Annotated in this window: 13 protein-coding genes and 1 pseudogene; 5 read left to right on the forward strand and 9 right to left on the reverse strand. The window is 68.7% G+C overall.

The features are described 5' to 3' along the window. Positions 1 to 99: 99 nt before the first annotated feature. The 4 genes from ABI214_RS09660 to ABI214_RS09675 form a co-directional block, all read right to left on the reverse strand. Positions 100 to 243 (reverse strand): hypothetical protein, encoded by a 144-nt coding sequence (locus tag ABI214_RS09660; RefSeq protein WP_348609343.1) that lies wholly within the window; start codon positions 241 to 243, stop codon positions 100 to 102. A gap of 127 nt (positions 244 to 370) precedes the next feature. Next, complete coding sequence (locus ABI214_RS09665; protein ID WP_348609348.1) at positions 371 to 1,387, reverse strand: 1-aminocyclopropane-1-carboxylate deaminase/D-cysteine desulfhydrase; 1,017 nt, start codon at positions 1,385 to 1,387, stop codon at positions 371 to 373. Beyond that, positions 1,380 to 1,808, reverse strand: a complete 429-nt coding sequence (locus ABI214_RS09670; protein ID WP_348609354.1) for an HIT family protein — start codon at positions 1,806 to 1,808, stop codon at positions 1,380 to 1,382. The genes ABI214_RS09665 and ABI214_RS09670 overlap by 8 nt, the downstream gene beginning before the upstream one ends. Before the next feature lie 11 nt (positions 1,809 to 1,819). After that, a complete protein-coding gene (locus ABI214_RS09675) occupies positions 1,820 to 2,374 on the reverse strand; it encodes a TetR/AcrR family transcriptional regulator (protein ID WP_348611453.1) in 555 nt (184 codons plus the stop codon). A gap of 247 nt (positions 2,375 to 2,621) precedes the next feature. Here ABI214_RS09675 and ABI214_RS09680 point away from each other — a divergent pair, with 247 nt between their 5' ends. Continuing rightward, complete coding sequence (locus ABI214_RS09680) at positions 2,622 to 3,848, forward strand: cytochrome P450 (protein WP_348609359.1); 1,227 nt, start codon at positions 2,622 to 2,624, stop codon at positions 3,846 to 3,848. A 142-nt stretch (positions 3,849 to 3,990) separates the two neighbouring features. Then, positions 3,991 to 5,403, forward strand: a pseudogene (locus tag ABI214_RS09685) (FAD-dependent oxidoreductase); the annotation flags it as partial. On the opposite strand, the gene ABI214_RS09690 reads toward ABI214_RS09685, so the two are convergent. Next, a complete protein-coding gene (locus ABI214_RS09690; RefSeq protein WP_348609366.1) occupies positions 5,320 to 7,272 on the reverse strand; it encodes an ABC transporter ATP-binding protein in 1,953 nt (650 codons plus the stop codon). The pseudogene ABI214_RS09685 and the gene ABI214_RS09690 overlap by 84 nt on opposite strands. Positions 7,273 to 7,361: 89 nt before the next feature. On the opposite strand from ABI214_RS09690, the gene ABI214_RS09695 reads away from it, so the two are divergent. Beyond that, positions 7,362 to 7,793, forward strand: coding sequence for a MarR family winged helix-turn-helix transcriptional regulator (locus ABI214_RS09695; protein ID WP_348609373.1), 432 nt, complete (start codon positions 7,362 to 7,364; stop codon positions 7,791 to 7,793). Between the two features lie 240 nt (positions 7,794 to 8,033). Here the strand turns inward: ABI214_RS09695 and ABI214_RS09700 are convergent, their stop codons facing one another. Beyond that, positions 8,034 to 9,197, reverse strand: coding sequence for a saccharopine dehydrogenase family protein (locus ABI214_RS09700; RefSeq protein WP_348609378.1), 1,164 nt, complete (start codon positions 9,195 to 9,197; stop codon positions 8,034 to 8,036). A gap of 311 nt (positions 9,198 to 9,508) precedes the next feature. Here ABI214_RS09700 and ABI214_RS09705 point away from each other — a divergent pair, with 311 nt between their 5' ends. Both ABI214_RS09705 and ABI214_RS09710 read left to right on the forward strand, forming a co-directional pair. After that, positions 9,509 to 10,087, forward strand: a complete 579-nt coding sequence (locus ABI214_RS09705) for a TetR/AcrR family transcriptional regulator C-terminal domain-containing protein (RefSeq protein ID WP_348609383.1) — start codon at positions 9,509 to 9,511, stop codon at positions 10,085 to 10,087. Positions 10,088 to 10,405: 318 nt separating this feature from the next. Continuing rightward, positions 10,406 to 11,935 carry an MFS transporter gene (locus ABI214_RS09710; RefSeq protein ID WP_408585870.1) on the forward strand — a complete coding sequence of 510 codons (1,530 nt, stop codon included), beginning with the start codon at positions 10,406 to 10,408 and terminating at the stop codon, positions 11,933 to 11,935. On the opposite strand, the gene ABI214_RS09715 is transcribed toward ABI214_RS09710, so the two are convergent. From ABI214_RS09715 to ABI214_RS09725, 3 genes are read right to left on the reverse strand one after another with little or no spacing between them, the layout of a single operon-like run. Further along, positions 11,913 to 12,629 carry a dienelactone hydrolase family protein gene (locus ABI214_RS09715; protein ID WP_348609388.1) on the reverse strand — a complete coding sequence of 239 codons (717 nt, stop codon included), beginning with the start codon at positions 12,627 to 12,629 and terminating at the stop codon, positions 11,913 to 11,915. The two genes, ABI214_RS09710 and ABI214_RS09715, sit on opposite strands and share 23 nt — an antisense overlap. A 2-nt stretch (positions 12,630 to 12,631) precedes the next feature. Further along, a complete protein-coding gene (gene purB, locus ABI214_RS09720; protein WP_348609392.1) occupies positions 12,632 to 14,053 on the reverse strand; it encodes an adenylosuccinate lyase in 1,422 nt (473 codons plus the stop codon). Positions 14,054 to 14,089: 36 nt separating this feature from the next. Further along, complete coding sequence (locus tag ABI214_RS09725) at positions 14,090 to 14,701, reverse strand: TetR/AcrR family transcriptional regulator (RefSeq protein ID WP_348609397.1); 612 nt, start codon at positions 14,699 to 14,701, stop codon at positions 14,090 to 14,092. Positions 14,702 to 14,705 lie beyond the last annotated feature (4 nt).

The raw sequence follows: 14,705 nt of genomic DNA on the forward strand, positions 1-14,705 counted from the left end.
ACTGGAACATGTTCTACCACGCCGGGGAATCGTCGGTCGACACCTTTCCGGACACCAGTCCACATATGTGGAACTTGACCGAGACAGAAGGCGCGGCGACTACGCCGCCGATGCCGCGCCCAGTTCGATCGCCAGGACGCCGGCGATGAGACCGAACGCGGCGACGTAACAGACAGCGGTCGGCAGCAGCGACCATCGTTGTCGACCACCGTCGGAAGCCTTGAAGCACAACGTTCCCTCCACCTCGACGACGATGGCGCCGGCCGCAGCTGCCGCCCATGCTGTCCGAGATCGATCGGGTCGCGGCACTGGCGGTGTTCGACCCGCGAGGAATCCTCAACCCGGCCGCGGGTACTGACCTCGCCGGTGGTCAGTCCGGCCGCGGACCGAAGGTGTCGAGCATGACGATCGGCCGGTCGTCCCCGCGCGACTTCGCGTCGATCTCGAGAAGTCCCGCGAACGCCTTCGCGGTGTAGACGGGGTCGAGGGGGACGTCGTACTCGGTGCCGACGCGCTGCGCCGCCCGACCCTCGGCGGTGGCGTACCCGTATCCGGGACCGAGATATTCGCGGGTCACGGTGAGCTCGGCCGCGTCGAGGTCGACGTCGTCGAGCTTCGCGCCCCGCCGACGCAGCAGCGACTCGGTCCGGCGGGCGAGGTCGCGGATCTCGTGCGGACCGAGTGGGAGGGTGTCGTTGACGACGACCGCGACGACACCGGTACTGAGGCCGGCCAGTTGCAGACCCAGCAGCAGGCCCGCGACGGTTCCACCGGACCCGACCGGGGCGACGATCTGCGCCGGCTCCGGGATCTCACCGGCCTCCACCTGCGCACCCAACTCCAGGCCCACCTCGACGTAACCGACCGCCCCGATCGGGGAGGAGCCGCCCGGGGGCAGGTAGTACGGCAGCCGGCCACCGCGGATGTTGCGGAGCATCAGGTACGGCGCGGCCGCGAACGTGCGGAACTTGTTCCGTGTGAAGTGCAGCGCGGCGCCGGACCGCTCCAACCGTCCGAGCTGGGCGCGGACGTGGTCGTCGACGGGCTGGTCGATCAGGGCGACAGCCGTCTCGATGTCGAACTGCCTGGCGTACAACGCGGTCGCCAGACCCCAATTGGTGCCGAGGCCACCGACGGTGATGATCCGCTTGGACTTGCGGGCAATCACGTCCGGGATGATCCACTCGAGCTTGCGCACCTTGTTGCCGCCCCAGCCGCCGGACCCGTACACGCTGTCGTCCTTGAGCCAGATCCGGTTTCGAGTTCCGAGTCCCTCGAGCTTCCGGACCGGGGTGGGCGATTCCCCGAGGCGGACATACGGAAGCGATTCGACGAGCTGAGGGAAGCGTCGATGCAGTTGGGGCGGGGTGGTCGTCACGTCACGCATCCTGCACTCCGAGCCGTCCGCGGATCGAACCCGCCAGGTAGTCGAGGTCGGCTCGCGGCGGCGTGCCGGGCCGACCGCGCAGACCGAACCCGTCACCCACTGTCCGCGGCACCACATGGAGGTGCACGTGGAACACCTCCTGACCGGCCGTCACCCCGTCTGCGAGGAAGAAGTTGATTCCGTCCGCAGCCACCGTGCTCTCACGCAACGCGGCCGCCATCCGCTGCCCCACTCGGAAGAGGCGACCGCCGTCGACGGGGTCGAGCGCGGCCAGGTTCGCGGCGTGCGTCTTGGGCACCACCAGCAGGTGACCGGGCGTGAACGGCCGGATGTCCATGAACGCAATCGTGTGCTCGTCGTCGTACACGATGCTCGCCTCGGCCTCGCCCTCGACGATGGCGCAGAACACGCAGTGACTCATGTTTGACGATGTTATGCGGCAAACGCCGGCGCGACGTAGCTTCGTACCATGTTTCGTTCCGCCTCCGTGTCGGAGGCGGGCCACGCCAGCAGTGCCAGCACCACTCGGACGATCCATTGTCCGGCCGCGTCGTCCGTCGCGATCCCGGTGAGCGTCGTCGCGATCCGGGTGAGATCGGGCGACGCGACAAGGAATTCGTCGGCCGCGCCGGAGCGGGTGTGCGCGAACCAGTGGGACAGCGTCGGGTCGGCGCGCACCGCGGCCACCGACGTGAGTATCGCCTCGACCACCCGATCGGCGCCGTCGAGCCCGTCGACGGCCTGCCGCACACGGTCCGCGACGCCGGCCGCGCCCGCCGACACGACCGCTGCCACCAGTGCCGGCTTACCGCCGACGTAGCGGTAGAGCGTCGCCCGCGAACACCCCGCCCGCTCGGCGACGTCGACCGCGCTCACCCGATCGAATCCACGCTCGAGGAACAACTCCGTGGCCGCGGCCGTGATCCGCTCGACCGCGAGCACGCGCCGCCGCCCGCCCGCCAGCCAGTCGTCCGCTCCCCCGGCCATCCGCACTCCGATCACCCGCACACCTTCGTCTCAGTGTGAGACATACTCGCCGATCGGTCTACAACACGCTTCTCGCGACCGCGGCACCCACCAGCACGGACGCACGACGCCGCCACCAACCGGAGACACCGCGAAACCCCTGGTGAAGTACCCCTTCTCACTTCTCCCCGAACCATTGACACACGTCGCCGACGCCGGGAACGGTGAAGAAGATGCAACACGTTCGAACACAGTGAAGGGATGGCCCGTGACCGCGACACCACTGGACGGCATCGACATATTCGATCCCGAGCACCTCGACGACCCGTACGCCCTCTACGCGGCGCTGCGCGAACACGCGCCCGTCTACCGGGTGCCCGGCACCGACTTCCACCTGGTGTCGTCGTGGGCGCTGGTGACGGAGGCGCTCGCCCGGCCAGACGACTTCTCGTCGAACCTCACCGGCGCGATGGTGCACCAGCCCGGCGGCCCACCGGTCACGTTCGACATGGACGGCGGCGGCCGGGCCGTCCACGTCCTCGCCACCGCGGACGATCCCGCCCACGCGCTGCACCGCAAGCTCGTCCTGGCGACGCTCGCCAAGCGCATCCGCACGCTCGGCCCCACCGTCGACACGCTCGTCGACGAACTGTGGGACGCAGGCCTGAGATCGGACGGCTCGTTCGAGTGGGCCCGCGACATGGCCGACAAGCTGCCTCTCGCGCTCGTCGCGAGCCTGATCGGGCTGCCGCAGGAGGACGTCCCACAGCTGCTGGCGTGGGCGTACGACAGCACCGAACTGATCGGCGGCATCGTGACCGGTGATCGGCTCGCGTCGCTCGTGACGTCCGCGGCCGAGCTCGCCGGATACCTGCACACGAAATTCACCGCCGCCAAGCGGGATCCGCAGACCGATCTGCTCGGAGTGCTCGCCCACGCATGCAACGAGGGTGCGCTCACCGACGACGTCGCGGTCCTCGTCCTCGTCCAGCTGGTGGGTGCCGGCGGCGAATCGACGGCGGGGCTGATCGCCAGCGGGGCACGCATCCTCGCGAGCCGACCCGAGTTGCAGGACCGGCTGCGCCGCGATCCCACCCTGATCGACCCGTTCCTCGACGAGGCCCTGCGACTCGAATCGCCGTTCCGCGGCCACCACCGGCACGTCGTCGCCGACACCACCCTCGGCGGAGTGCCCCTGCCCGCCGGCAGCCACCTCCTGCTGCTGTGGGGTGCCGCCAACCGCGACGCGTCCGCCTTCGAGAACCCGGACGACGTCGTCCTGGACCGTCCGAACCTCAAGGGCCACCTCGCGTTCGGCAAGGGGTTGCACTTCTGCGTCGGGTCGGCGCTGGCCCGGACGGAGGCGCTCGCGGCGCTCACCGCACTGCTCACGCGCACCACGTCGTTCGAGGTCGAGGCCGGCGGAGCCGAGTGGGTCCCGAGCCTGCTCGTGCGCCGGCACCGGTCCCTGCCGCTGCGAATCACGACCATGTGACCGGAGACCTACAGCGGCCCAGACGAATTGGCAGAACGAACCCGCCGTCCCGCTGACCGGAAAACCACCTCCCCACCCCGCGACTCCCGCCCTACTGTGACGGGCACCACAAACAGCTTCCGCCCCAGGACAGGAGTTTCGGATGAGCGCACGCGTACCGGTCAGCCCGATCGACGCGGCCGAGATCGACGCCTACGACCACGAGACCGATGTCCTGATCATCGGTTACGGCTGCGCCGGTGCGTCCGCCGCGCTCGACGCGAACGCCTCGGGCGCCGACGTGATCCTGCTCGAACGGCAGAGCGGCGGCGGCGGCTCGTCGGCGCTGTCCGGCGGCGAGATGTACCTCGGCGGCGGCACCCCGATCCAGGAGGCGTGTGGGTTCGCCGACACCGCCGAGGACATGGAGAAGTTCCTGCTCGCCGCGCTCGGCCCGGACGCCGACCAGGAGAAGGTGGGCCTCTACAGCCGCGAGAGCGTCGCCCACTACCAGTGGCTCGTCGACCACGGCGTGCCGTTCAAGCCGTCGCTGTGGGATTCGCCGACGTGGGTGCCGCCGACCGACGACGGCCTGATGTGGATGGGCGAGAACGCCTATCCGTTCTACGAGATCGCCGAGCCCGCGCCGCGGGGTCACCGCGTCACCTCGGACGGCTTCGGCGGCAAGGTGCTGATGGCGGTGCTGAGCGAGGCCCTCACGAAGACCGACATCGCGGTCCACGCCGACACCACCGCGCTGCGTCTCGTCGTCGAGGGCGACCGGGTCGTCGGTGTGGTCGCACGACACTTCAACGCCACCGTCACCTACCGGGCCCGGCGCGGCGTGATCATCACGACCGGCGGCTTCGCCGACAACAAGGAGATGCTCGCGCAGCACGCGCCGCAACTCGTGGGGCTGGGCGTCAACAGCGACGGCGGCGACGACGGGCGCGGCATCGTGATGGCGCAGGCGGTCGGCGCGGCCGTCAAGCACATGTCCGCGGGCCAGGTCGGCATCTCGCTGGTGCCGGGAATGATGGTGCGCGGCATGATCGTCAACAGCGTCGGTCAGCGGTTCATCAACGAGGACGTCTACCCCGGCCTGGTGGGGCAGGCGGCCCTGTTCAAGCACAACCTGCAGGTGTGGGTCATCCTCGACGAGCAGGCGTACGAGGAGGTCCCGGTCGACGAACGCTGGGGCGTGCAGCCGCATTTCGTCGCCGAGACCCTCGAGGAGCTCGAACGCGAGATCGGGATGCCGGAGGGCGCGCTGCAGAACACGGTCGGCGAGTACAACCGGTTCGCCGAGCACGGCGAGGACCCCTACTTCCGCAAGTCGGCGCGCTGGCTGCGGCCCCTGCAGTCGCCGTTCGCGGCCATCGACGTCCAGCGCGGCATGGCCCCGCCGGAGTACGGCGACGGCGGGACCGGCGGTGGCGGCGCCGAGGTGTTCACCATCGGCGGCCTGCGGACCACCGTCGACGGCCGCGTCCTAGACCTCGACGGGAACGCGATCCCCGGGCTCTTCGCGGCCGGACGCGCGACGTCGGGCCTGCACTCGTGGGGCTACATCAGCGGCACCTCGCTCGGCGACGGCACGTTCTTCGGCCGGCGCGCGGGTGTCGCCGCCGCGAGCGAGTAGCGCGGCGTAGCGACCGCCGAGCGCGCGCAGCTCCTCGTGGGTGCCGCGCTCGGCGACCCGCCCGTGGTCGAGGACCACGATCTGATCGGCGTCCCGGATCGTCGAGAGGCGGTGCGCGATCGTGATCGTGGTCCGGCCGCGGCTGACGACGTCGAGCGCGTCCTGCACCGCCCGCTCGGTCTCGTTGTCGAGCGCGCTGGTGGCCTCGTCGAGCACCAGGATCCGCGGGTCCCGCAACAGGGTTCGCGCGATCGCGATGCGCTGCTTCTCGCCGCCGGAGAACCGGTGCCCGCGCGCGCCGACGACGGTGTCGTAGCCGTCGGGCAGCGACGAGATCAGCTCGTGCACCTGCGCGGCGCGGGCCGCCGCTTCGATCTCGGCGTCGGTCGCCTCCGGTCGGGCGTGCCGCAGGTTCTCGCGGATCGTCGCGTGCAGCAGGTACGTCTCCTGCGAGACCACGCCGACCAGCTCGGACAGCTGCGCGAGCCGGATGTCGCGCAGGTCCACACCGTCGACGGTCACCGCACCCGACGTCGGGTCGTGCAGGCGGGCGACGAGCGATGCCAGCGTGGTCTTGCCGGAACCGGTTTCACCGACCAACGCGAGCGACGATCCGGCGGCGACGTCGATCGTGACGTCGGACAGCGCGTCCCGGTCGGCATTCTCGTACCGGAAGCCGACGTGTTCGAAACGCACCGCACCGTCGGCCCGTTCACGCGGCATGGGAACCGGGCGTTCGGGGTCGTCGATCTCCACCGGCAGGTCCAGATACTCGAAGATCCGGCTGAACAGTGCCAGCGAACTCGTCACGGACACACCGACGTCCAGCAGCTGCATCAGCGGCCGGAAAAGGGCACCCTGCAATCCGGTGAACGCGACCAACGTGCCGATCGTCATGCCCCCGGAGGTAGCGGGCAAGCCGGCAGCGAGGTAGAGCAGCGCGGGGATGGCCGCGAACACGATGCTCATCGTCGCCATCCGCCAGCGACCCGACAGCTCGGAGCGGACTTCGAGGTCGGTGAGCACCAGCGACGAGTCCGTAAAGCGTTGAGACATCGCGGGACCCGCACCGAGCGTCTTGCCGAGCTGGATGCCGCTGATCGAGAGTGACTCCTCGATCTGGGTCTGCATGTCGGCGAGGGTGCGCTGACGCTCGGTGGTGATGGCGCGTCGCATCCGGGCGACCTTGCGAGTCAACCAGATCGCCGGCGGCAGCACGATCAGCGAGAGCAGCGAGAGGCGCCAGCTGAGCACGGCCATCGCGACCGCGGTCCCCACCACGGTGGTGAGGTTGGACGCGATCGAGGTGGCCGTGGACGTGACCACCGTCTGCATCCCGCCGATGTCGTTGGTGAGCCGGGACTGGATCTCGCCGCCGCGGGTGCGGGTGAAGAACCCGAGGGACTGTCGCTGCAGGTGCGTGAAGACGCGGGTGCGCAGGTTGTGCATGATCCGCTGCCCGACCGTCGTCGAGATCCATGTCTGGATCACGCCGAACACCGAACTCGCGACCGTGATCGCGAGCATGCCGAGCACCGCCCATACGAGCAGCGTCACGTTCTGCTCGGGGATCGCGCGGTCGATCACCTCACGCACCAGGAACGGATTGGCCAGCGAGATCGTCGACGACGCCACGATGAGCGCGACGACGACCGCGATCTGCCAGCGATACGGCGCGAACAGGGCGCCGATCCGGCGCAGGCTGACCGGTTTCTCGGCAAGCTGGGCGCGGTCCGCGGGGTCGACCTTCGCGCCGCGCGGGCCGCGTCCGGGACCGGGTCCGCCGAAATGAGGGCTTGTCATGCCATCACCCCTCTCAGATGTCGGGGCAAGCCTATTGCTGAGGTTGCCTCAACATGAGGTGACTGTCAAGTGAGGTAAGCTCCGGCAGCATGACGGACGTATCGCCCGAGCAGCTTCGCGACCTCATGATGTCGACGTCGCGGGCGCTGCGCCGGCGCTGGTTCACCGCCCTCGAGCCGTGGGGGTTGTCACCGCACGAGTTCCGCGCGCTGCGCATCATCCAGCAGGAGTCCGGCGGCCGTCCTCGCCTCGGCGACGTGGCCAAGGCCCTGCGCATCGCGCCCCGCTCGGCCACCGAGGTGGTCGACCGACTCCAGAAGCGCGACCTCGTCGAACGCGTCGCCGACGACGCCGACCGCCGGGCGGTGTGCGTGCAACTCACCGACACCGGCAGCGCACTCCTCACCAAGATGTCGGCCGCCCGCGACGCGCAGGCCGCCGACTTCTTCGGCCCGCTCGACGCACACGACCGCGCCGAACTCAGCCGCATCCTCGACAAGCTCACCGCCGACGAGTGCTGACCCCTCCGGGGCGGTCGACGAACGCGACGCCGGTGTCGAAGCCGCCCCGGAGCGCGCGGCTGAGCTCGGTGAGCAGCAGGGGCAGCACTCCCCGACCCTGAAAGCGCCGATCGACGGCCGCCGGCCGGTGCAGGAACAGGCGCCCCGAGTCCTGCGAACCTGGTCCGACGACCGCCGCACCGTGATCGTCATGATCCGATTATGGAACGGCCACGGTCAGGGTCAGGGTCAGGGTCAGGGTCAGCGGATCGTGGTGGTGGTCGTGATCCGCTTGCTGAGCGTGACGCCCGTCGCGTCGAGCACCTTCGTGACGAACGGCTCCGGATCGATGCACGCCTCCGGGGACATCACACCGGTGCGGGAGATACGCCCCTCGAGCATCTCCCGCACAGCGGCCGCGGCGGCGTGCGGGGTGGGGTCCGCGGCGACACCGTCGGTGTAGACGACCTGCGTCTCGAACACGGCACGGGCAGCCTCTCCGCCGATCTCGCCGTCCGCGATGATCTGCATCACGGTTCCCGGCTGCCCGCCCCACTCGACGGCGAGACCCTTCTCGCCCTCCTTCGTCGCCATGTAGCGGGCGAGGAACTGGCGCGGCGACATCGGCAGACCGTCGAGCTTGTCCGGGTTGGTCAGGCCGAGCTTCTCGAACTGCTGCCACAGCTCATTGCCGGCCTGCTCGAACCACGTGTAGCGCACGGTGGCATTGCGCAGGCCCGGCATGTAGGTACCGAGCGTGATCCCTTCGGGGTGGCCCATGTATCCGGCATGCGCAGTGGTGTCGAACGGCGCCGCGAACGAGAATGGCTTGGGATCGCCCCACGCGGGGACCCGCTGCATCCTGCCGTCGATGTACTGCACGACGTCACCGGACATCGAATGGAGCATGTGCTCGTTGATCGTCGCGCCCATGTCGACCATGTAGGGGATCGCCATCGCCACGTCGACGCTGTGCGCCGAGTCCAACGACTCGACCGCCCAGCGGCCGATCAGGCTCGTGATGCCGGGGGCGTAGCCCATACCGAAGATGACGCTCACGCCGGCGGCCTTGGCGGCCTCGTCGAGATCGGCGGCCGACACGAGCTGCTCGGCGACGTCGAATTCGTCGCAGACGTCGACATAGTTGACACCGCACTCGATCGCAGCACGGATGATCGGCATACCGAACCGGTAGAACGGACCGACCGCGTTGAAGACGACGTCGGCCCCGGCGATCACCGATTTGATGCCGGCCGGATCCGTCGCGTCGAAATACTCTGCCTTTCCGCCCAGTTCGCTCGCGACGGCCCTCGCCTTGTCGACATCGATGTCGGCGATGACGAGTTCGTCGTAGCTGCCGGTGGGCGCGAGGATCCGTGCAACGGAGCTTGCGATGGAACCGGCACTGAGGATGACAAGTTTCATGGAGTGATGCACCTCTGTCTGCGTTACTGAAGGGGTGCTTGTCCCGGAATCGGCTGCGGGACTTGCGATATACGCTCATCGCCGAGCTCGTCATCGAGCCCCGACACGGCGCGCGGCAGCCAAGTATGGCATCGATCACATCGCCGTGCGTACACTGTACACACGACGTCTCCGCGATGTCACTACCCGAAGAGAGAGAATTTCCGAGAATGAAGGAAGCCGGAAGACCGCCGCTGACACGAGAGCGAATCGCACTGGCAGGCATCGGCATTGCAGATTCCGAGGGAATCGGCACAGTTTCCATGCGTCGGGTGGCCGCGACGCTGGGCGTGTCCACGATGTCCTCGTACCGGCACGTCAAGGACCGCGACGACCTCGTCGTCGCGATGGTCGACACGATCACCGGAAGAACTCCCCTCCCCCGCGATCCCGGGGTGACCTGGCCCGAACTGATCCGCACGATGGCGCTCGGCGACTGGCAGGCGTTCGTCCGGCACCCGTGGCTGATCAGCGTCTGGTCCACTCCACGTCGACGCGTGGACGCCGCATCGCTGGACCAGTTGGAACTCGTCCTCGAGCGCCTCGAACGGGCCGGGATCGACCGTTCCGCGGGCTACACAGTGATCTTCGGCGTCGCCGGCCTGACCCTGGGGATGGCCGCCATGGCCATCGACGACCCGGGGGAAGAACTGAAATCGGGAGTCGACCTGGCCGAATGGCGACGTCGGACGGGCATGGACCTGGACGAACAGTTCGCAGCGGATCACGGTCGCGCCGCGCGATTCATGGCCGAACTGCACGAGCACACCGGGTACAGCAACTTCACGGCTGCACTGGAAGGGTTCATCACCGGCATCGCAACCCGCTACGGTGCCCCGCTCACCCACTGAATCGCAGCATCGAAATCGGTTGTCGCGTCACCGCTCTCGTCGATTTGACCGATTCAACCGATCCATCGGGCGGCCGATTCGCGCGCTCACGTCGGCGTTTCGAAGAAGCCTCCCGCTGGGCGGGACACACGCCTTCCATGCGGAATGCTGAGCTCTAGCATTCGCATTCTCCACACGACACCGGGCAACGCCGTAGGCCAAGGTCGGCCAATACCGTTTTGCCTCATGCCATTACAGCTCTCCTTCAGCGTTCGACGCGTTCCGCGGTACCAAGGTTTTTCCCGGAGCACCGCACCCGCCTTCGGAAGGACATCACGCATGCACTCTCACGGCCCCACTCTCGACACCGACTCCCCTGAACCCGACCGCCCCCACGAGCCTGCCCACGAAGGCTGGACGCCCAGGGTAGTTCTGTCCCTGCTCTCGATGGGCCTGCTGCTCGAACTCCTGTCGATCAGCTACATGCTGATCTCGATCGCCTTGCCCGACATCTCAGCCCATTACCAAACCACGCAGGGCGCCTGGCTGCTGACGGCGTTCGTGTTGCTCGGCGCCGTCGCCTCACCACTGATCGGCAAGCTCGCCGACACCCACGGCAAGCGCAAACTGCTGATGGTGTGTATAGCGCTGGCTGCCCTCGGCGCCTTCATCTCCGCGATCGCCCCGTCCTTCGGCATCCTGGTGATCGGCCGTGCTCTCACCGGCATGCTCAACCCCTGCTTGTTCCTCGTATACACCCTCATCCGCGACGTGTTCCCCAAGCGCACCATCGCGATGTCGGTCAGCGTCGTCATCAGCGGTATGGGCCTCGTTGCCATCCCTGCCCCGTTCCTCGCCGGCTGGCTCGTCGACAACTTCGGGTTCCGCAGCATGTTCTGGTTCACCCTGATCTGCCTCGTGGTCCTGGCCCCGATGATCCTGCTCACGACCGATGAATCGAACCAGCGACTGCACTCGCGCCTCGACCTGGTCGGCGCGATCCTGCTCGGCACAGGAATCGGCAGTGCGCTCGTCGGCATCAGCTTCGGACCGGACTGGGGCTGGACCGCACCCGGCACCCTCGCCTATCTCCTCGGCGGTGTGGCGCTGCTGGTGGCGTGGATTGTTTCGGCACGACGGATCGAGCAACCGCTGATCGACCTCCGCCTGCTGACGAACCGGCCGGTCGCGCTGACCACACTCACCAGCGGTCTGGTCTACGCCAACGGCGCGGTGTACACAACCATCCTGCCGTTCATGGCCATGACTCCGGGCGAACTCGGTCTGGGCTACGGATTCGGCGTCGACGCAGAAGGCTTTGCGATCTACCAGGCACCGTTCGGTGCCGCCACCGTCTTCGGCGGCGTCATCGTCGGCTGGGTCGTCCGTCGCGTCGGACCACGCGTCACGATGATCACGGGCCTCGTTCTCATGACCGCCGGCACCGCCGCGACCGCCCTGTCGCACGAGAGCAAGGCCTCGGTCATCGTCTTCAGCGCGATTGTCGGCCTGGGTACCGGCCTCGGCTACGCGAGCACACCGAACCTGCTGCTGGCCACCGTTCCGCAATCGTTGCAGGCCACCACGGGCGCACTCGCGTCCGTCTCGCAGAACATCCTGCCCGCAGTGTTGCCCGTGGTCGCCTTCTCGGTGCTCAACTCGAAGATCGCGATGGAACTCGACGGAGCAGCCTTCTACTCGGACAACGGCATCACCATCGGTTACCTCATCGCTGCAGCAGCCGCCGCCGTCGCCATCATCACCGCCCTGGCTCTGCCCCGCAAGGCCGAGCAGCAGGCCGACCTCCAGGCGGTCGCAGATGATGCCGGCGCCGACGTTGCGGCAGCTACTGCGCCAGCGTTGCCGTAGCGAAGGCGAGCACCTGCGGCCAGGAAATATCCCACGCCGCTTTGTTCACCGGATCGCCGTGCCGCGCACGGGCACTGAACCCGTGCGCGGCACCCGGGTATGCATGCACGATCGTCGCCCCGGTGTCCCGCGACTGCAGCGCAGCCTGCAGTGTCCCGAAGGTTCCGGTCGACAGGATCGTGTCGGCGCCTGCGTGCAGCACCATGACCGGTGCCGCAATCGCTGGGGCAAGCGCAACCGCGTCGACCACATGGTTCGCCGCCGCCGGATCCCAGATCGACGGATGGTACGCAACGACATTCGCGAGTTCGCGGTCGCGCGCACCGAGCAGCAGCGAGAAGCGGCCGCCCAGGCACCAGCCGATCACACCGACCCGACGGGCACCCAGTTCACCGCGTGCGTAGTCGAGCAGGGCGTCCATCTCCGCCAGGCACGCCTCGTCGTCGAGCTGACCCATGAGCTCGAACAGGCGTTCCTTCGGGGTGTCGTCGAGGCTCGGACCGTGCCACGGATCCCACACCAGCGCGGTGATCCCGGCCGCGGCGACGTCGGCGGCGTAGTCGCGCACCTGCTCGTCGATCCCGTTGATCATCGGCAGCAGCAGCATGACGGTGTCGCTGCCGCCCTCCGGCCGCGCGAGGTGCGCGGTGAGCTCACCGACGCGAACAGTCCGAGCCTCGACCGCGAAACCCATTGCTAGAGAATCGCTCCGGGGGTGTAGCGAGCGGCGGCGGGGTTGGCGTCGACAAGCTTCTGCACCTCGGCGACCACCGAGTCGACCTGCGCGCCGGCAGCACCCACGAACGCGGTGCGGTCGGCGAGGGCAGAGTCGAGCGCGGCCCGGTCGAGCGGCAGACGCTCGTCGGCGGCCAGGCGGTCGAGCAGATCGGGCTCCTTGCCCTCCTCGCGCATCGCGAGAGCAACGGCGACCGCGTGCTCCTTGATGGCCTCGTGCGCGGTCTCGCGTCCGACGCCCGCGCGGACGGCGGCCATGAGGACCTTGGTGGTGGCGAGGAACGGCAGGTAGCGGTTCAGCTCGTTCTCGATGACGGCCGGGTAGGCGCCGAACTCGGCGAGCACGGTCAGGAACGTCTCCATCTGGCCGTCGATCGCGAAGAACGCGTCCGGCAGCGCGACACGTCGGACGACGGAGCAGAACACGTCGCCCTCGTTCCACTGCGCACCGGCCAGCTCGGCGGCCATCGATGCGTAACCGCGCAGCACCACCTGCAGGCCGTTGACGCGCTCGCACGAGCGGGTGTTCATCTTGTGCGGCATCGCCGACGAGCCCACCTGGCCCGGCTGGAAGCCCTCGGTGACCAGCTCATGGCCGGCCATCAGGCGGATGGTGTGCGCCATCGACGACGACGCGGCACCGACCTGAACCAGCGCGGACAGCACATCGTGGTCGAGCGAACGCGGGTAGACCTGGCCGACGCTGGTGAACACGTGCGCGAAGCCGAGGTGCTCGGCGACCTTGGCCTCGAGCTGCTCGAGCTTGGCGGCGTCGCCGTCGAGCAGATCGAGCATGTCCTGCGAGGTGCCCATCGGGCCCTTGATGCCGCGCAGCGGGTAGCGGTCGATGAGCTCACGCACGCGGGTGAGCGCGACCAGCAGCTCGTCGGCGGCCGACGCGAAGCGCTTGCCGAGGGTCGTGGCCTGCGCGGCGACGTTGTGGGAGCGCCCGGCCATCACGATGCCGGTGTACTCGGCGGCCCGCTCGCCCAGGCGGGCGGCGATGGCGACGCCGTGGTTGTAGACGTGCTCGAGCGAGCGCAGCACCTGCAGCTGCTCGACGTTCTCGGTGAGGTCGCGGCTGGTCATGCCCTTGTGGACGTGCTCGTGACCGGCGAGGGCGTTGAACTCCTCGATGCGGGCCTTCACGTCGTGGCGGGTGACCCGCTCCCGCTCGGCGATCGAGTCGAGGTCGACCTGCTCGAGGACCCGCTCGTAGTCGGCGACGGCCTCGGCGGGGACGTCGATCCCGAGCTCGGCCTGGGCGCGCAGCACCGCCAACCACAGCTGACGCTCGAGCACGATCTTGTACTCCGGCGACCACAGCGCCTTCAGCTCGGGGCTGGCGTAACGGTTGGCAAGGACATTCGGGATGCGGCTCACGAGGCCCCAGTTTACGGCCGGACCCGAACACCCTCGTCAGCGCACCGTCGGCGGCGCCAGGTCGTCGATCAGGTCGAGCAGCATCGCCCGGGCCATTGCCCGCGGATCGGGGTCGACCTCGCTGAGCGCCCCCACGACGACCCCGTCGACGACGGCGACCAGCCGGCGCAGCTGCTGCTCGCGCACGGCACGCCCGGACCGGCGCAGCACCTCGGCGAGCAGGTCATCGAGCTGGGCGCGCAGTCGCAGCTGGACGTCGCGCAGCTCCGGATGCCGGGCGGAGGCGACGAACCGCTCGTACCGCGCGATGAGCCGCTCGCGGCCGCCGTCGCCCGCGTCGTCCGGTCCCACCAGCAGATCCACGATCAGGTCGACGGTCGCCTCGACGCCGCGGCGTCGCTGGGTGACGTCGTCGATGCGTTCGCGCATCGCGTCGAGCTCACGGTTGCCGTTGTGCTCGACGGCCAACGCCACCAGCTCGTCGAGCGAACTGAAGTAGTAGGTGGTGGACGCCAGCGGAAGACCCGCCCGGGACGCCACGGCACGGTGCCGGACCGCGTCGAATCCGCCCTCGAGCAGCAGATCCGCCGCGGCGGTGACCAGCGTCCGCCGTCTCCTCTCGCCCTTGGGGGTCGCGGCGGAAGTCATCCCC

The sequence above is a fragment of the Prescottella soli genome (assembly GCF_040024445.1).
GTDB classification, from domain to species: Bacteria; Actinomycetota; Actinomycetes; order Mycobacteriales; family Mycobacteriaceae; genus Prescottella; species Prescottella soli.